Origin of the sequence: Streptomyces sp. NPDC032161 (assembly GCF_040636995.1) — a bacterium.
Classification (GTDB): Bacteria; Actinomycetota; Actinomycetes; order Streptomycetales; family Streptomycetaceae; genus Streptomyces.
This window is the reverse complement of record NZ_JBEZVN010000001.1, coordinates 1,236,976-1,254,732: the sequence shown is the minus strand read 5'-3', so window position 1 is coordinate 1,254,732 and position 17,757 is coordinate 1,236,976. Positions and strand designations below refer to the sequence as shown.

15 protein-coding genes are annotated in these 17,757 nt (G+C 71.3%); 10 read left to right on the top strand and 5 right to left on the bottom strand.

Annotated elements, in window-relative coordinates; all coding sequences use genetic code 11:
- Window positions 1–3: 3 nt before the first annotated feature.
- From AB0E67_RS05450 to AB0E67_RS05430, 5 genes are all read right to left on the bottom strand, one after another.
- Window positions 4–1,062, bottom strand: coding sequence for a 2-oxoacid:ferredoxin oxidoreductase subunit beta (locus tag AB0E67_RS05450; RefSeq protein ID WP_362021141.1), 1,059 nt, complete (start codon window positions 1,060–1,062; stop codon window positions 4–6).
- Window positions 1,055–3,010 (bottom strand): 2-oxoacid:acceptor oxidoreductase subunit alpha, encoded by a 1,956-nt coding sequence (locus AB0E67_RS05445; protein WP_362021138.1) that lies wholly within the window; start codon window positions 3,008–3,010, stop codon window positions 1,055–1,057. The genes AB0E67_RS05450 and AB0E67_RS05445 overlap by 8 nt, the downstream gene beginning before the upstream one ends.
- Window positions 3,011–3,294: 284 nt before the next feature.
- Entirely contained in the window at window positions 3,295–3,969 is a 675-nt protein-coding gene (locus tag AB0E67_RS05440; protein WP_351517767.1) for a response regulator transcription factor, read from the bottom strand.
- Between the two features lie 414 nt (window positions 3,970–4,383).
- Window positions 4,384–5,739 carry a sensor domain-containing protein gene (locus AB0E67_RS05435; protein WP_362021135.1) on the bottom strand — a complete coding sequence of 452 codons (1,356 nt, stop codon included), beginning with the start codon at window positions 5,737–5,739 and terminating at the stop codon, window positions 4,384–4,386.
- Between the two features lie 407 nt (window positions 5,740–6,146).
- Window positions 6,147–7,376: a sensor domain-containing protein gene (locus AB0E67_RS05430; protein ID WP_362021132.1), complete on the bottom strand. Its 1,230-nt coding sequence runs from the start codon at window positions 7,374–7,376 to the stop codon at window positions 6,147–6,149.
- 193 nt (window positions 7,377–7,569) lie between these two features.
- Here AB0E67_RS05430 and AB0E67_RS05425 point away from each other — a divergent pair, with 193 nt between their 5' ends.
- The 10 genes from AB0E67_RS05425 (at window position 7,570) to AB0E67_RS05380 (ending at window position 17,743) form a co-directional block, all read left to right on the top strand.
- A complete protein-coding gene (locus AB0E67_RS05425) occupies window positions 7,570–7,971 on the top strand; it encodes an NADH-quinone oxidoreductase subunit A (protein ID WP_073785375.1) in 402 nt (133 codons plus the stop codon).
- Window positions 7,962–8,690 carry an NADH-quinone oxidoreductase subunit B family protein gene (locus tag AB0E67_RS05420; RefSeq protein WP_362021129.1) on the top strand — a complete coding sequence of 243 codons (729 nt, stop codon included), beginning with the start codon at window positions 7,962–7,964 and terminating at the stop codon, window positions 8,688–8,690. Before AB0E67_RS05425 ends, AB0E67_RS05420 begins: the two co-directional genes overlap by 10 nt.
- 68 nt (window positions 8,691–8,758) lie before the next feature.
- Window positions 8,759–9,877, top strand: coding sequence for an NADH-quinone oxidoreductase subunit C (locus tag AB0E67_RS05415; protein ID WP_362021500.1), 1,119 nt, complete (start codon window positions 8,759–8,761; stop codon window positions 9,875–9,877).
- The gene (locus AB0E67_RS05410) at window positions 9,874–10,842 is read left to right on the top strand and encodes a complex I subunit 1 family protein (RefSeq protein WP_351517775.1); all 969 of its coding nucleotides are present in this window, start codon (window positions 9,874–9,876) and stop codon (window positions 10,840–10,842) included. The genes AB0E67_RS05415 and AB0E67_RS05410 overlap by 4 nt, the downstream gene beginning before the upstream one ends.
- On the top strand, window positions 10,839–11,492 hold the full coding sequence (locus tag AB0E67_RS05405; RefSeq protein WP_362021497.1) for an NADH-quinone oxidoreductase subunit I: 654 nt from the start codon (window positions 10,839–10,841) through the stop codon (window positions 11,490–11,492). Before AB0E67_RS05410 ends, AB0E67_RS05405 begins: the two co-directional genes overlap by 4 nt.
- 101 nt (window positions 11,493–11,593) lie before the next feature.
- A complete protein-coding gene (locus AB0E67_RS05400; RefSeq protein ID WP_362021494.1) occupies window positions 11,594–12,091 on the top strand; it encodes an NADH-quinone oxidoreductase subunit J in 498 nt (165 codons plus the stop codon).
- Window positions 12,091–12,513, top strand: coding sequence for an NADH-quinone oxidoreductase subunit NuoK (gene nuoK / locus AB0E67_RS05395; RefSeq protein ID WP_362021126.1), 423 nt, complete (start codon window positions 12,091–12,093; stop codon window positions 12,511–12,513). Before AB0E67_RS05400 ends, nuoK begins: the two co-directional genes overlap by 1 nt.
- Complete coding sequence (locus tag AB0E67_RS05390; RefSeq protein ID WP_362021123.1) at window positions 12,510–14,510, top strand: NADH-quinone oxidoreductase subunit L; 2,001 nt, start codon at window positions 12,510–12,512, stop codon at window positions 14,508–14,510. Before nuoK ends, AB0E67_RS05390 begins: the two co-directional genes overlap by 4 nt.
- A gap of 27 nt (window positions 14,511–14,537) precedes the next feature.
- Window positions 14,538–16,094: an NADH-quinone oxidoreductase subunit M gene (locus AB0E67_RS05385; RefSeq protein ID WP_362021120.1), complete on the top strand. Its 1,557-nt coding sequence runs from the start codon at window positions 14,538–14,540 to the stop codon at window positions 16,092–16,094.
- A 134-nt stretch (window positions 16,095–16,228) separates the two neighbouring features.
- Window positions 16,229–17,743 carry an NADH-quinone oxidoreductase subunit N gene (locus tag AB0E67_RS05380; protein ID WP_362021491.1) on the top strand — a complete coding sequence of 505 codons (1,515 nt, stop codon included), beginning with the start codon at window positions 16,229–16,231 and terminating at the stop codon, window positions 17,741–17,743.
- Window positions 17,744–17,757: the final 14 nt, after the last annotated feature.

Here is a 17,757-nt window from a genome sequence, read left to right as displayed (position 1 = left end):
CAGTCAGCCGACGACGGTCCAGGTGTCGTTGCCCGCGAGAAGCGCGGAGAGGTCGCCCTTGCCGTTCCGCTCGACGGCGGCGTCGAGCTGTTCGGCCATCTGCGTGTCGTAGACCGGCCGCTCGACGCTGCGCAGCACCCCGATGGGGGTCTGGTGCAGGGTGTCGGCGTCGGCCAGCCGGGAGAGCGCGAAGGCGGTGGTCGGGGACGCGGCATGCGCGTCATGGACCAGGACGCGGTCCCGGTTGCCGTCCGTCACCTCGACGACCTCCAGATCCCCGGTGGCGGGGTCGCGGACGACGCCCTTGGAGTTGTCGGCGCCGAAGAGGATGGGTTGGCCGTGTTCGAGGCGGATCACGGCGTCCTGGGCGCGGTCCTTGTCCTTGAGGGCTTCGAAGGCGCCGTCGTTGAAGATGTTGCAGTTCTGGTAGATCTCCACCAGCGCGGTGCCGGGGTGGTCGGCCGCGGCGCGCAGCACGCTCGTGAGGTGCTTGCGGTCCGAGTCGATGGTGCGGGCGACGAACGACGCCTCCGCGCCCAGGGCCAGGGACACCGGGTTGAAGGGGGCGTCGAGGGAGCCCATCGGCGTCGACTTGGTGATCTTGCCGGTCTCCGAGGTGGGGGAGTACTGGCCCTTGGTCAGCCCGTAGATCCGGTTGTTGAAGAGGAGGATCTTGAGGTTGACGTTGCGGCGCAGGGCGTGGATGAGGTGGTTGCCGCCGATGGAGAGGGCGTCGCCGTCGCCGGTGACGACCCAGACGGACAGGTCGCGGCGGGAGGTGGCGAGCCCGGTGGCGATGGCGGGGGCGCGGCCGTGGATGGAGTGCATCCCGTAGGTGTTCATGTAGTACGGGAAGCGGGAGGAGCAGCCGATGCCGGAGACGAAGACGATGTTCTCCTTGGCGAGGCCCAGCTCGGGCATGAAGCCCTGGACGGCCGCGAGGACGGCGTAGTCGCCGCAGCCGGGGCACCAGCGCACTTCCTGGTCGGACTTGAAGTCCTTCATGGACTGCTTGGCCTCGGCCTTGGGCACCAGTTGGAGGAGTTGGTTGGTGTCAGGCATCGATGGCCTCCTTGAGGGCCGTCGCGAGCTGTTCGGCCTTGAACGGCATTCCGTTGACCTGGGTGTGGCTGCGGGCGTCGACGAGGTACTTGGCCCGGATGAGGGTGGCGAGCTGGCCGAGGTTCATCTCCGGCACGATCACCTTGTCGTAGCGGGCCAGGACCTCGCCGAGGTTGTGGGGGAAGGGGTTGAGGTGGCGCAGGTGCGCCTGGGCGATGGGGTGGCCCTCGGTGCGCAGACGGCGGACGGCGGCGGTGATGGGGCCGTAGGTGGAGCCCCAGCCCAGGACCAGGGTGCGCGCGCCGTCCGGATCGTCGACCTCGATGTCGGGGACGGCGATGTTGTCGATCTTCGCCTGGCGGGTGCGGACCATGTGCTCGTGGTTGGCGGGGTCGTAGGAGATGTTGCCGGTGCCGTCCTGTTTCTCGATGCCGCCGATGCGGTGTTCGAGACCGGGGGTGCCGGGCACCGCCCAGGGCCGGGCCAGGGTCTGCTCGTCGCGCTTGTAGGGCCAGAAGACCTCGGTGCCGTCGGCCAGGGTGTGGTTGGGGCCGGTGGCGAACTGGACCCGCAGGTCGGGCAGCTCGTCGGGCTCGGGGATCTTCCACGGCTCGGACCCGTTGGCCAGATAGCCGTCGGAGAGGAGGAAGACGGGGGTGCGGTAGGTCAGGGCGATGCGGGCCGCGTCCAGGGCGGCGTCGAAGCAGTCCGCCGGGGTGCGCGGTGCCACGACCGGTACCGGCGCCTCACCGTTGCGCCCGTACATGGCCTGGAGGAGGTCGGCCTGCTCGGTCTTGGTCGGCAGACCGGTCGACGGGCCGCCGCGCTGGATGTCCACGACCACCAGCGGCAGCTCCAGCGAGACCGCGAGGCCGATCGTCTCCGACTTCAGTGCCACACCGGGGCCGGAGGTGGTGGTCACGGCGAGCGACCCGCCGAATGCGGCGCCCAGCGCGGCGCCGATACCGGCGATCTCGTCCTCGGCCTGGAAGGTGCGCACACCGAAGTTCTTGTGCTTGCTCAGCTCGTGCAGGATGTCGGAGGCGGGGGTGATCGGGTAGGAGCCCAGGTAGAGCGGCAGGTCGGCCTGGCGGGAGGCGGCGATCAGCCCGTAGGACAGGGCCAGGTTCCCCGAGATGTTGCGGTACGTACCCGCCGGGAACGCGCGGGTGGCGGGCGCGACCTCGTAGGACACGGCGAAGTCCTCGGTCGTCTCACCGAAGTTCCACCCCGCCCGGAACGCGGCCACGTTCGCCTCCGCGATCTGCGGCTTCTTCGCGAACTTGGCCCGCAGGAACGCTTCGGTGTTCTCGGTGGGCCGGTGGTACATCCAGGAGAGCAGCCCCAGGGCGAACATGTTCTTGGAGCGTTCGGCCTCCTTGCGGGAGAGCCCGAACTCCTTGAGCGCCTCGATGGTGAGCGTGGTCAGCGGCACCGGGTGGACGCTGTAGCCGTCCAGCGAGCCGTCTTCCAGGGGGTTGCTGTCGTAGCCGACCTTCGCCATGGGGCGCTTGGTGAACTCGTCGGTGTTGACGATGATCTCGGCGCCGCGGGGTACGTCGGCGATGTTCGCCTTGAGCGCGGCGGGGTTCATCGCGACGAGGACGTTCGGGGCGTCGCCGGGGGTGAGGATGTCGTGGTCCGCGAAGTGGAGCTGGAACGACGAGACGCCCGGCAGGGTCCCGGCAGGAGCCCGGATCTCGGCGGGGAAGTTCGGCAGCGTCGACAGATCGTTCCCGAACGATGCCGTCTCCGACGTGAAACGGTCACCCGTGAGCTGCATACCGTCACCCGAGTCACCCGCGAACCGGATGATCACACGATCAAGGCGACGGACTTCCTTGTCCCCGGAGCTCGCGTGACCGGCGTCGAGGGCACGCTGCTCCCCGGCAAGTGCCTCGTCGGCCTCGTCGGCCTGTTCGGCTGGGCTACTGACCTGGCTGGTCACTGAACTGGACCTCCCTCGCGGCGGCTCGGGACCGGTCGGCCCGCCGACGGTCCCGGTGCCCACCCTACGACGGTAAGGGTCGCCTTCCCTGGACAGGTCACATGGTGGACATGGTTATGAGACGCGATACTGTACCGTTTTGTCATGTTTCGCGAACCCCCCAAATCGTTCGACGAAGAGCTGTGCGTTCATTCTTTGGTTGTAGGACCCCGCCGGCGGGATTCCTGCCCGGAGGTGGCGAACCCCACCCCGACGCGGCGGATACCTGACAGAGTGTCAGCCCGTCAGGAGTTCAGATAGGTCAGCACGGCCAGCACCCGGCGGTGATCCCCCTCACTGGGGGACAGGCCCAGCTTCAGGAAGATGTTGCTGACGTGTTTCTCCACGGCCCCGTCGCTCACCACCAGCTGCTTGGCCACCGCGGAGTTCGTCCGTCCCTCGGCCATCAGACCGAGCACCTCCCGCTCGCGCGGCGTCAGCCCGGCCAGGACGTCCTGCTTGCGGCTCCGGCCCAGCAGCTGCGCCACCACCTCCGGGTCCAGCGCCGTGCCGCCCCGCGCCACCCGGACCACCGCGTCCACGAACTCGCGGACCTCCGCGACGCGGTCCTTGAGCAGATAACCGACACCTCGGCTGGAACCGGCCAGCAGCTCGGTCGCGTACCGCTCCTCGACGTACTGCGAAAGGACCAGGACCCCGATTCCCGGGTACTCCTTGCGCAGCCGCACGGCCGCCCGGACCCCTTCGTCCGTATGGGTCGGCGGCATCCGTACGTCGGCGACCACCACGTCGGGCAGCGCGTCCTGACCGGCGAGATCGCGCACCGTCTTGATCAACGCCTCGGCGTCGCCCACACCCGCGACGACCTCGTGCCCGAGATCGGTCAGCAGCCGGGTGAGCCCTTCGCGGAGCAGCACCGAATCCTCGGCGATGACCACCCGCACCCTGTCCTCCACCATGACTTCCTGTTCCCCCACTGATCGCCGGTCCCGCACGTCGCCGCCGGTCCGCGCCTTCTTCGCCGGTCCCGCACATCGTCTGCCGGTTCCGTACCGCCTGCCGGTCCCGCGCCGTTCGCGGGCCGGTCCGTACGGCGTTCAGCATCCCAGTATTCGCTTGTATTCGCGGATTCGTGTGCCCGGCCGCCGCACAGGCTTGATTTCGAGCCTGCGCGGCGGCCGGGAGCAGGGGATGCGAAGGCCGTGGTGCGGGAGCACGGGATACGGAGGGGCGTACGACCGGATGACGACGGGATACGGAGGGCGTGCGCGGGGGCACGGCGTGCGGAGGCCCGTGGCGCGGGGGATGGGCGCCACGGGCCTCCGCACGCAGGCCTTCAGGTCAATGGCGCGCGCGGACCGCTACGAACGGATTCAGCCACGCCAGGGCAGCTCGGCCGTGATCCGCGTCGGACCGCCCGTGGGGGAGTCCACGACGAGCACTCCGTCCACCGCGTCCAGCCGTTCGGCCAGACCGGCGAGCCCGCTGCCCGAGGACGGATCGGCGCCGCCGCGGCCGTCGTCGGTGACCTGGAGCATCAGGCGGTTCCCGGCCCGCCATACGTCGACGGAGGCGGAGCGGGCGCCGCTGTGCTTGCTGATGTTCTGCAGCAGCTCCGACACGGTGAAGTAGGCGATGCCCTCGATGGCCTGGGCGGGCCGGGACGCCAGGTCGACGTCCACGGAGACGGGGACGGTGCAGCGGGAGGCGATGGAGGAGAGTGCGGCGTCGAGTCCGCGGTCGGTGAGGACGGCGGGGTGGATGCCTCGGGCGAGGTCGCGGAGTTCCTGGAGGGCGGTTTTCACTTCGCCGTGGGCTTCGTCGACCATGCGGGCGGCGGCCTGGGGGTCGTGGGTGAGTTTTTCCTTGGCGAGGCCGAGGTCCATGGCGAGGGCGACGAGTCGGGCCTGTGCGCCGTCGTGGAGGTCGCGTTCGATGCGGCGCAGGTCGGCGGCGGCGGTGTCCACGACCACCCCCCGGTCCGACTCCAGCTCGCTGACGCGGGTGGCCAGCCGGGACGGACCGAGCAGCCCCGCCACCATCAGCCGGTCCACACTCGCCAGACCGCGGATGAGCCACGGCGTGAACAGGACGAGGACCAGACCGCACACGCTCGTCGCGGCCAGTTCGAAGGGGGAGTCGAGGTAGACCTGGTGGTGGTCGTCGCCGTACAGCTGGATGCCGCCGGTGCCCACGTACTTCGGGAACACCCACTTCCACAGCGGGTAGGCGAAGACGGCCCACCCGGTCACCCAGAACGTCAGCGAGACGGTACCGGCGAATATCGCCCACGGGAGGTGCAGCAGCATGTACAGCAGGTGGCGCCAGGACGTCCCGCTCTTGAGGACCGCGCCCATCCAGGACATCAGGCTGCCGTTCCTGCCGCGCACCGGCTCCGGCTCCGCGACGTCCAGGTGCAGCAGCCCGCGCGCCCGGACCCGCTCGAACGCGCCGAAGCCCCGGCACATGGCCAGCGCGCCGGCGAGGATCGGCACGCCGAGGAAGGTGATCAGCGTCCCGATCCCCGCAGCCGTGAAACCGACCGCGAAGGCGAACAGGACCGGGCTGATCAGCAGGCTCAGCGACAGATGGCCGAGCTCCCGCAGGGTCCTGCCCTCGAAGGGCGCGCGCAGCACTGGGGGCAGGAAGTGCCGCACCGGGGCGTGGTCCCCGAAGCCGGCTCCGGACCGCTGGTGGTCCCGGGAGTCAGGTCCGTATGCCGTGGCCATGGATGGTGTCCGTTTCTTCTCGTGCTGCTCGGCGGTCTGCGGTCTGCGGCCGGGGGCCGGTGGGCCTGGCGCCCGGGGCCTGCTGGTGTGGCGTATTCGACGGTCTGCCGGGGTGGCAGGCCGGCGGCACAGGCGCTCGTGGCCGTGGTTCTTGTGGCTGTGGTCGTTCTCGTGGCCGTAGTCCAAGAGTGCTGGGCCCGAGGGCGCGCCCACCATGAGGGCGGTATCCCTCTTCGGACGGGGGTTTTCCCCACCCCCGAGGGATGCCGACCACGACGGCGCGAGGACCGGCCCGTGGCGACCGGTCCTCCGCACCGCTTCCGACCTGGGCGCGCAGAGAGCGCGCCGTGAACGCGCCGAGGGCGCCCGGCGCATTCACCTGGGTTCAGACCCGGGTTCAGGTGTGTTCAGGCGCGCTCGGCGGACGCTGCCGCGCCGCCCCGGCCGCGACCACCCCGGCCCCGTCCCTCTTCACGGTCCCGCCAGGGCAGCTCCGCGGTGACCGTCGTGGGGCCGCCCACGGGCGAGTCGAGGACGAACAGCCCGTCGACGGCGCCCAGCCGTTCGGCCAGCCCGGCCATGCCCGTACCGCCGTCCAGCCGCGCCCCGCCGCGGCCGTCGTCGGTGACCTGGAGCATGAGCCGCTTCCCGGCCCGCCACACCTCGACCGACGCCGTTCGGGCCCCGCTGTGCTTGCTGATGTTCTGCAGCAGCTCCGAGACCGTGAAGTAGGCGATGCCCTCGATCGCCGCCGCCGGGCGCGCGGGCAGATCCACCGAGACCGTGACGGGGACGGTGCAGCGGGAGGCGATGGAGGAGAGTGCGGCGTCGAGTCCGCGGTCGGTGAGGACGGCGGGGTGGATGCCTCGGGCGAGGTCGCGGAGTTCCTGGAGGGCGGTTTTCACTTCGCCGTGGGCTTCGTCGACCATGCGGGCGGCGGCCTGGGGGTCGTGGGTGAGTTTTTCCTTGGCGAGGCCGAGGTCCATGGCGAGGGCGACGAGTCGGGCCTGTGCGCCGTCGTGGAGGTCGCGTTCGATGCGGCGCAGGTCGGCGGCGGCGGTGTCCACGACCACCCCCCGGTCCGACTCCAGCTCCGCGATCCGCCGCTCCAGCTCGTCCGAGGGCGACAGCAGCCCGCGAGCCATCATCCGGTCCACATTGGTGAGGGACCGCGTGATGAAGGGGAGCACCGGCCACAGCAGGAAGAAGCTCACACACGTCACAACGAAGGTGAGCACTCCCCACGGCAGCCGGATGAAGGAGTACAGCACCGCCCGCCAGCCCACCGGATCCTTGAGGCTCGACCACAGCCACGGGAAGAACCCCTGTTCCGTGCGGGTCAGCACCACCGGGCTGGGCTCGTCGACGTGCACCCCGAGCATCGCCCGCGCCCGGGCCCGCTCGGCCCTGCCGATCAGTCGCGCCCCGTGCAGACCGGCGGCGAGCAGCGGCAGCCCGACCACCGTGACCGAGAACCCCACACCGACCCCGATCATGAACACCGCGTAAACAAAACCGGCCACGGCCATGGGGAGGTTCGCCAGGAGGTGTGCGATCTCCTTCCACGTCCACCGGTCGAGGGCGAAGCGGGCGGGCGGCGGAACGTCGTCGGCGGGCACCAGGGGGCTCATGGTCATGCCCCCAGCCTGCCGGGCGAGGGCCACGCATGCCATGGGGTTCATGGGTGGCGTGAAGTAGGGATAACCCCACCCGTTGTCCGACGCGGCTGCTTACCCTCCCTTTAACAGGGCCTAGACTCCCGTGCGTACAACTGCGCGCGACCGCGTACAGCATCGCCGAACGGATCGATCGAGGGAGCGAGGGACGGACGTGGCGGATCTGCCGGAACCGACCGTTCTCGCGTCGGACTACTTCCACGGCTACGCGGTGGTCGGAATGCTCGCCGTGATCGGCGTGCTGTTCGTCGCCGTCGCGTTCGGTGCCGGGCGCCTGCTGCGCCCCGTCGTGCCCACCCCGGAAAAGCTCCTGACGTACGAGTGCGGCGTGGACCCTGTGGGTGAAGGATGGGCGCATACGCAGGTCCGTTATTACGTGTACGCCTTCCTGTACGTGATCTTCGCCGTCGACTCGATCTTCCTGTTTCCCTGGGCGACCGTGTTCGCCGCTCCCGGATACGGGGCGACGACCCTGGTGGAGATGTTCATCTTCCTCGGCTTCCTGGCCGTAGGACTGCTCTACGCATGGAAGAAGGGCGTCCTCGAATGGACGTGACGAGCCCTCCGCCCCCCGAGCACCGGCACGGAGCGGGTCCGGGAACGGAATCGGCGCCCGGGACGGGTGCCGTACCGGCCGACGGGTCGGGCGTCGTGCCGACCGACGACGGGGTGGGGACCGAACCGCAGCCCGTTCCTGCGTTCCTGCCGGAGCCCAAGCGGCTCGGCGTCCTGTCCCGGCTCGCGCCCGAGCCGATGAAGGTGGTCCTGAACTGGGGCCGCCGCTACAGCCTCTGGGTCTTCAACTTCGGGCTCGCCTGCTGCGCCATCGAGTTCATCGCCGCCTCCATGGCCCGGCACGACTTCATCCGGCTCGGTGTGATCCCGTTCGCCCCGGGCCCCCGCCAGGCCGACCTCATGATCGTCTCCGGCACGGTGACGGACAAGATGGCCCCGGCCGTGAAGCGGCTGTACGAGCAGATGCCCGAGCCGAAGTACGTCATCTCCTTCGGCGCCTGCTCCAACTGCGGCGGCCCGTACTGGGACTCGTACTCCGTGACGAAGGGGGTCGACCAGATCATTCCGGTCGACGTCTACGTCCCCGGCTGTCCGCCCCGGCCCGAGGCACTGCTCCAGGGCATCCTCAAGCTCCAGGAGAAGATCGCCCGCGAGTCGCTGGGCGAGCGGTACGCAACGGGCGGAGGCCGTCCCTCCACCGCAGCGCTGCGCAGCGGCCTGGTCGCCGCCCCGCCGGTACCGGGGGAGGAGCGGAAGTGACCGGAGGAGCGGAGAACCGCGACCACGAGGGCCGCGCCCCCGAGAACCGCGGGGCCGACGAGGAGCGTGTGGCCCCCGGGCGGGACGCGTACGACCCCACCGCCTACGACCGGTTGCCGGACGCCGCCGCCGAACTCTTCGGCGAGGGCGCGACGGCCGAGCTGGCGTACGACCTGCTGACCGTCGACGTGCCCGCCGGCTCCTGGACCACCGCCCTGGAAACGGCCCGCGACCGGCTGGGCTGCAGCTACTTCGACTGGCTGAGCGCGGTCGACGAGCCGGGCACCGGCTTCCGGGTGTGCGCCCATGTCGTGGCCCTGGCACCGGGCGTGGTCCGGCGGCTCCTCGTCCGTACGACCGTTCCGCACGACGCCGCGTCGCTCCCCACGGCCGTCCACGTCTACGCGGGCGCCGCCTGGCACGAGCGCGAGACGCACGAGATGTTCGGCATCGGCTTCGAGGGCCACCCGCATCTGGTGCCGCTGCTGCTGCCCGAGGGGTTCGAGGGCCACCCGCTGCGCAAGGACTTCGTCCTGGCCGCCCGTGTCGCCAAGGCGTGGCCAGGTGCGAAGGAGCCGGGCGAGTCGGAGCACGGCGGTCCGAAGCGGCGCACGATGCTGCCGCCCGGCGTCCCCGACCCGAACGAGTGGGGCCCGCTGAAGGGCCAGCTCCCGCCCGCCCCGTCCCGCCCCGCCCGCACCGCGCGCGCGGCGGGCGAGCGTCCCGTACGGCGTACCCGCAGCGCGAGCGAGGGCTCGGCCAGTCGGCCGACGGCGGAGGCGCCGTCGGCCGGGGCCGCCGAGCCGGGCACGACCGTCCCGCCCGCGGCGCCCGCCCGGGACACGGCACCGAAGCCGACGACCGGCCCGGCGCCGACCGATCCGGCACCGGCTCCCACCGCCCCGGCAGCCCCGACCGGCCCGGCAGCCCCGACCGGCCCGGCAACCCCGAAGCCGAAGGCCGGAGGCGGCGACGCGCCCTGGCACCACGCCCGTCCCGCCTTCGACGAACCCGGAACCACCTCGGAGCCCGCCCCCGGAAGCACCCAGGGACGGGACTCCGCCACGTCGCCGGGCTCCGAAGCGTCGCCCAGCACCGACGCGTCGCCCGACTCCCCCGGCACCGGGCCCGAAAGCCCTGAGAGCCCCGAAACCCCCGACCGTCCCGACGGAGGCGATACCGCGTGAACGACGTACTCGACGTCGCCCTCCGTCTCGTCATCGTCTTCGTCGCGTTCATGGTCCTCCCGCTCGTCGTGGGGCAGACCGAGCACAAGGTGATGGCCCACATGCAGGGCCGGCTCGGACCCATGTACGCGGGCGGCTTCCACGGCTGGGCCCAGCTCGTCGCGGACGGCGTGAAGTTCGCGCAGAAGGAGGACGTCGTACCGGCCGATGCCGACCGCCGCGTCTTCCAGCTCGCACCGGCCGTCGCGCTGCTCCCGTACCTCCTCGTCCTCGTCGCCCTCCCGATCGGCCCGGGCGAGGGCGCGGTCGGGCAGGTCGTCGACGCGGGCATCTTCTTCGTGCTCGCCGTGATGGGCGTCGGCGTGCTCGGCTCGCTGATGGCCGGCTGGGCCTCGGCCAACAAGTACTCCCTCCTCGGCGGACTGCGCACGGCCGCCCAGCTGCTCGCGTACGAACTGCCGATGCTGCTCGCCGCCGCGTCCGTCGCCATGGCCGCCGGGACCGTCTCCCTCCCGGGCATCCTCGACGCCTTCGAGTGGTGGTGGCTGCCCTGGCAGATCACCGGCGCGCTGGTCTTCTTCGTGGCCGGACTCGCCGAGCTCCAGCGCCCGCCCTTCGACATGCCGGTCGCCGACTCGGAGATCATCTTCGGCGCGTACACCGAGTACACCGGGCTGCGCTTCGCGCTGTTCCTGCTTGCCGAATACGCGGGCATCGTCGTGCTGAGCGGGCTGACCACCGTGCTCTTCCTCGGTGGCTGGCACGGCCCGTTCGGCGCCGACGGACTCGGCTGGTTCTGGACGCTCCTCAAGACCGCGGTCCTCGCCTTCGTCGTCATCTGGCTGCGGGTGAGCTACCCCCGGCTCCGCGAGGACCAGCTCCAGAAGCTCGCCTGGACCACGCTCATCCCGCTCGCTCTCGCGCAGATCGCGCTCACCGGCATCGTGAAGGTGGCGATGAACTGATGGCCGTTCCCGGCTCCGGCCTGGCCAAGGGCCTGGCCGTCACCCTGCGGACGATGACGCGGAAGAACGTCACCGCGCAGTACCCGGACGTCCAGCCCGAACTGCCGCCCCGGTCCCGCGGCGTGATCGCGCTGTTCGAGGAGAACTGCACGGTCTGCATGCTCTGTGCCCGCGAGTGCCCGGACTGGTGCATCTACATCGACTCCCACAAGGAGACGGTGCCGGCCGCCGCCCCCGGAGGACGCGAGCGCAGCCGCAACGTCCTCGACCGCTTCGCGATCGACTTCTCGCTCTGCATGTACTGCGGCATCTGCATCGAGGTGTGCCCCTTCGACGCCCTCTTCTGGTCGCCGGAGTTCGAGTACGCCGAGACGGACATCCTCGAACTCACCCACGAGCGCGACAAGCTCCGCGAGTGGATGTGGACGGTGCCCGAACCGCCCGCGCTCGACCCGGCCGCCGAGGAGCCGAAGGAGATCGCCGCCGCCCGCAAGACGGCGGAGAAACTCCAGGCCCAGCGTGCCAAGGAGGCGCAGGCGGCCCAGCAGGCCACCGAGGCCCGGCAGACCGCCGAGACGCGGCAGGCCCACGAGGACCGGACGGACCAGCAGGACCAGCAGGAACAGAAGGAAGAAGAGGGGGAGGCGTGACACTCGCAGCCATCGCGGCCCAGTCCGCAGCCGGGGCCGCCCAGTCCCTCCCTTCCGTCCCCTCCGCACCCTCCGGCTTCCTCTCCCCGACCGGCGTCGAGATCGCCTTCGTGCTCGTCGGCATCGCCACCCTCGGCGCCGCCCTCGTCACCGTCACGACCAGACAGCTGGTGCACGCCGCCCTCTGGCTCGTCGTGGCCCTCGGCGGACTCGCCGTCGAGTACCTCCTGCTCACCGCCGAGTTCATCGCCTGGGTGCAGGTACTGATCTACGTCGGTTCCGTGGTCGTCCTCCTCCTCTTCGGGCTGATGCTCACCAAGGCGCCCATCGGCCGCTCCCCGGACGCCGACTCCGGCAACCGCCGGGTGGCCCTCGGCGTCGCGGCGGCCGCCGCGGGCACGCTCGTCTGGATCGTCGTCGACGCCTTCCGCACCACCTGGATCGACCTCGAAGGACCCGTCGGCGGCTCAACGGAAGTGACCGGTGTGTCCCTCTTCCGGCACTGGGTGCTGCCGTTCGAGGCGCTCTCCGTCCTGCTGCTCGCCGCCCTCGTCGGCGCCGTCGTCCTGTCCCGCAAGCACGGCAGGGAGCAGAGCTGATGCACCTCGCCTACCCCGCCGTGCTCGCCGTCCTCCTCTTCTGCACCGGGCTGTACGGGGTGCTCGCCCGCCGCAACGCGATCCTGGTCCTGATGTCCGTCGAGCTGATGCTCAACGCCGTCAACCTCAACCTGGTCGCCTTCGACGTCTGGCTCCGCGACACCCTCCACGCCGGACAGGCCCTCACCCTCTTCACCATCGCCGTAGCGGCGGCGGAGATCGGCATCGGCCTGGCCGTCGTCCTCGCCGTGTACCGCAACCGGGGCACCTCGGACATCGACCGTCTCCGCGACACCGCCGAGACCGACGCCGCCGAGACGCTCCCCGACGAGCCGCCCCCCGGCACCGACGGGAACCACGACACCGCAGACCAGGCCACTGCTCCGGCAGGGAAGGCACAGAAGGCAGAGGCCACTCCGTGACCACCACGACCCTCGCCGTCCTCGTCCCCCTCCTTCCGTTCCTGGGCGCTGCGGGCGGTCTGCTCACCGGACGCGTCGCGCCCGGCTTCGTACGCCCCCTCGCCGTACTGCCCACCCTCACCGCCTTCCTGCTCGCCGTCGTCGTCGCCTCGCGTCAGGGCGGCGGGCCGGCCGTCGACGCGGCGACCCGGCTCACCCCCACCGGGTCCGTGCCGATCGACCTCGCCCTGCACCTCGACGGCTTCGCGGTCCTCGTCGCCGTCCTGGTCGGGCTCGTCGCGACCTGCGTGCAGATCTACTCGACCGCCTACCTGCGCGACGACCCCCGTTACCCCTCGTACACCGCCCTCGTCTCCCTCTTCACCTCCGCGATGCTCCTCGTCGTCTACTCCGGCGACCTGATGGTGCTCCTGGTCGGCTGGGAGATCATGGGCATCTGCTCGTACTTCCTCGTCGGCCACTACTGGGAGACACCCGAGGCCCGCGCCGCCTCCCTCAAGGCGTTCCTGGTCACCAAGCTCGGCGACGTCCCCTTCCTGATCGGGCTGTTCGCGCTCGCCGCCGACACCGGCTCGTTCCGCATCACCCGCATCCTGGGCGCCGTCGCGAACGGCGGCCTCGACCACCCCACCCTCATCGCCCTGCTGCTCCTCGCGGGTGTCGCCGGGAAGTCCGCGCAGTTCCCCCTCCACACCTGGCTGCCCGACGCGATGGCCGGCCCCACCCCCGTCTCCGCGCTGATCCACGCCGCGACGATGGTCGCGGCCGGCATCTACTTCGTGGCCCGGCTCCTTCCCGTCTTCGCCCAGTCCGGCGCGGCCCTCGTCGTCCTCGCCGTGATGGCCGCAGTCACGATGACCGGCTCCGCCCTCGCCGCCCTCGCCCAGGACGACATCAAACGCGTCCTCGCCTACTCGACGATCGGACAGCTCGGCTACATGGCCGGGGCCCTGGCCGTCGGCGACCGCGGCGCCGCCGTCTTTCACCTCCTCTCGCACGGCGCGTTCAAGGCCGTCCTCTTCCTCGCGGCGGGTGTCGTCATCCACGCCGCCGGGACCAACTCACTGGCCGCCATGTCCCGCATGGGCGGCCTGGCGAAGCGCATCCCGGACGCCTACTGGACGATGACCGTCGCCCTGCTCGCGCTCGCCGCCATCCCGCCGTTCTCCGGCTTCTTCTCCAAGGAAGCCGTCCTCGTCGCCGCCGAGCACACCGCGTTCGGGGACCGGCACGTCGCCCCGTCCGCCACGGGCTGGACCGTCCTCGTCGCCGGACTGCTCACCGCGGCCCTCACCGCCGCGTACGCCACCCGCCTCTGGCTCCTCGCCTTCCGTGGCCGCGGTGCCGAGGCCCCCGACCATGGCCGCCAGCCCGTCGCGATGACCACCGTCCTGTGGGTCCTCGCCGTTCCCACCATCGCCTTCGGGCTGACCGTCGGCGCGATCGGCGACTGGTTCGACGACCACGGCCTCGCCCCCTCCCTCACCACCGCCGTCCTCTCCACGGGCATCGGACTCGTCGGCGGCCTCGTCACCTACGGCGCCTGGCGCCACACCTCGGCACTCGCCGCCCGTACCGCCGTCGGCACCGTCGCCCCCCACCCCGACGCCGAACCCGCCCTCGTCGAGGCCGAGGCGCTGACCGCGCACACCGCCGCCTACGGCACCGCCGGGGACGCCCCCGACCCGGCCGACCCGGGCCGCCTCCTGCTCGGCCCGCTCCATCGCCACGCCGCCACCGGCTTCCACCTCGACGCCCTCTACACGGCCCTGTTCGTCCGCCCCGTGCGGGCCGCCGCGGGCCTGGTCCGGTTCCTGGACCGCGAGGTCGTCGACACCTACGTACGCGGCTCCGGCACCGGAGCGCGCTGGCTCGGCGCCGCCGTACGCCGCGCCCAGACCGGCAACGTGCAGACCTACCTCAGCGCTCTGCTCGCCGGTTCCCTGGTCCTGGCGATCGCCGCCGTCGTCTTCGCCAACGTCAACGCCGGGTCGTGAACCGTGATCGATATCAGTGAATCCGTGATGCAGTTCCTTCTCGCGTTCGTCGTCCTCGCCCCGCTCGTCGGCGCCGTGGCCGCTCTGCTGCCCGCCCCGCCCGGACTGAAGGGCACCGGCCCCGACCAGGCCGTGCTCCGCCACGGCGTGACCGTCACCGGGGCGGTCCTCGCCGCCACGCTCCTCCTCGCCGCGGGCTTCGACCACGACCATCCGTCGAAGATGCAGGCTACGACCGACATCAGCTGGATCCCGGCGCTCCACGTCCGCATCCACCTGGGCATCGACGGCATCTCGCTCCCCCTCCTCGTACTGACCGCGCTGCTGACCTTCCTCTGTGCGCTGTACAGCTACTTCAAGAAGCCGGAGGGCCCCTCCCCGAAGGCGTTCGTCGCTCTCGTCCTCGCCCTGGAATCCGGCACCCTCGCGGCCTTCGCCGTCCTCGACCTGGTGCTGTTCTTCCTGGCGTTCGAGATGGTGCTCATCCCCATGTACTTCCTGATCGCCCGCTGGGGCGGTGCGGGCAGGCAGGCCGCCGCCTGGAAGTTCATCCTCTACACCCTCCTCGGCTCGGTGATCATGCTGCTGGGCCTGCTCCTCATCGGGCTGAAGAGCGGCACCTTCGACATGGTGGCACTCGCCACTGACAACGGCCGTGGGCTCACCACGTCCGTGCAGGTCATCGCCGTTCTGGCGATCGGGATCGGGCTCGCAGTGAAGACCCCGATGTGGCCGCTGCACAGCTGGCTCCCCGACGCCCACACCGCCGCCCCGACCGTCGGCTCGGTGCTGCTCGCGGGTGTCCTGCTGAAGATGGGCACGTACGGATTCGTCCGCATCCTGCTCCCCGCCGCCCCCGACGGCATGCACACCTTCGCGCCCTACCTCGCCGCCTTCGCGGTGGTCGGCATCGTCTACGGATCGCTCGCCTGCCTGGCGCTGGCCCGCCCCGGATCCAAGGGCGACCTCAAACGGCTGATCGCGTACTCCTCCGTCGGACACATGGGCTTCGTCCTCCTCGGCATCGCGAGCATGACCCCCACCGGCGTCAACGGCGCGCTCTTCGCCAACATCGCCCACGGCCTCATCACCGGCCTGCTGTTCTTCCTCGTCGGTGCCGTCAAGGACCGCTACGGCACCGCCGACCTCGACACCCTCTCCGGCGCGACCGGGGCCGCGCTCTACGGCCGGGCGCCGCGCCTCGGCGGTCTCCTCGCCTTCGCCGCGATCGCCTCCCTCGGCCTGCCCGGCCTCGCCGGGTTCTGGGGCGAGATGCTCGCCCTGTTCGGCTCCTTCGACCCCGCCGACGGACTCAGCCGCCCCGCCTTTCTCACCTTCATGGCGATCGCCGCGTTCGGCACCCTGCTCACCGCCGCGTACATGCTGATCGTCGTACGCCGCGTCTGCATGGGCGACACCGGCGCGAAGCGGGAGGAACCGCGACTCGCCGACGTCCAGGCGTACGAGTTCGCCACCTGGACCCCGCTCGTCGCCCTCACCGTCCTCGCCGGCCTGTGGCCCGCCGTCCTCCTCGGCCTCACCGATCCGGCCGTGCAGAAGCTCCTCGCAGGAGGCAAGTCGTGACCACAGCCGCCGCCCTGAGCGCCGTCACCACCGCGCCCGGCCTCGCCGCCACCGCGACCCACGGCGGCACCGGTCTCGTCACCACGGCCGCCGACAGCACCACCAGCCTCGTCCAGTCCGTCGACTGGCTCGCGATCGCGCCCCCCGTCGTCGTCGCGGCCGCCGCCCTGGTGGTCCTGGTCGCCGACCTCTTCCTGCCCAGGGAACGCAAGCAGATCCTCGGCCTGATCACCCTCGCCGGACTCGTCGCAGCCCTCGCCCTCCTCGTCCCGCTGCGGGACGGCGACCGCTCCACCTTCTGCCTCACCCCGGCCGCCACCGGCACCGGCGCCACCGGGGCCTGCAGCTACACCGCCGACCACTTCGCCCTCGTCATCCAGGCCCTCGTCCTCGTCGGAGCCCTGCTCACCGCCCTGCTCTCGCTCGACGACACCCGCAGGCTCCCGGCCGGCGAGTTCTGGTTCCTGCTGCTGTCCTCCGCGGCCGGCGCCGTGCTGCTGCCCGCCGCCCGCGACCTCGCCACCCTCGTCATCGCCCTCGAAGTCGCCTCGCTGCCCGCCTTCGCCCTCGTCGGCCTCAAGCGCGGCGACCGCCGGTCCTCCGAGGCCGCGCTGAAGTTCTTCCTGTCCTCCGTCGTCGCCACCGCCGTCATGCTCCTCGGCGTCAGCTTCGTGTACGCGGCCACCGGCACCCTCCACCTCACGGAACTCGCCGCCCGGCTCGACGACGTACCCGGACAGCTCGGCACCCTCGCCGAGACGGGCGTCGTCCTCACCCTCGTCGGCTTCGCCTTCAAGACGGCCGCCGCGCCCTTCCACTTCTGGGTCCCCGACACCTACGTAGGCGCCCCCCTGCCGGTCGCCGCCTATCTCTCGGTCGTCGGCAAGGCGGCCGGCTTCTCCGGCCTCATCCTCGTCACAGTGATCGGCTTCCCGGCGTACGCGGACGTCTGGGGACCGGCCCTCGCCGTCCTCGCCGCCCTCACCATGACCGTCGGCAATGTCGCAGCCCTGCGCCAGAACGCCGGCCGCGCCCGCAGCGCCGTACGCCTGCTCGCCTGGTCGTCCGTCGGCCAGGCCGGCTACCTCCTGGTGCCGATCGCCGCCGCCGCGTACGCCAGCGACCGGCACGTCGGTTCCACCGTCGCGTACGCCCTCATGTACGCCGTCGTGAACCTCGGCGCGTTCGCGGTCGCCGCGCTCGTCGCCCGTACCCGCCCCGGGAACCGGCTCTCCGACTACCGCGGCCTCTACGCCCACCGCCCCCTCGCCGCCCTCGCGCTGGCCTTCTTCCTGCTCTGCCTGGCCGGTCTGCCGCCCGGCATCATCGGCCTCTTCGCCAAGGTCACGGTCTTCTCCGCCGCCGTCGACGCGGGACTCGGCTGGCTCGCGGTCGTCATGGCCGTCAACGTAGTGATCGCGTTGTACTACTACCTGCGGTGGACGGCGGTGCTCTTCCGCGCCCCGGAGCGGGCGGCGGACGAGGTCCCGGACCGGCCCGCCGGAGCGACACCGGCCGCACCCGCCCCCGCCAGGCACCATGTCCCGGTCCCCGTCACTCTCGCGATCGCCCTCACCGCCGTCGCGGGCATCGTGCTCTCCGGAGTCCCGCAGACCATCCTGGAATTCGCCGCCGTCGGCCTCTTCTGACATACCCAAGATCG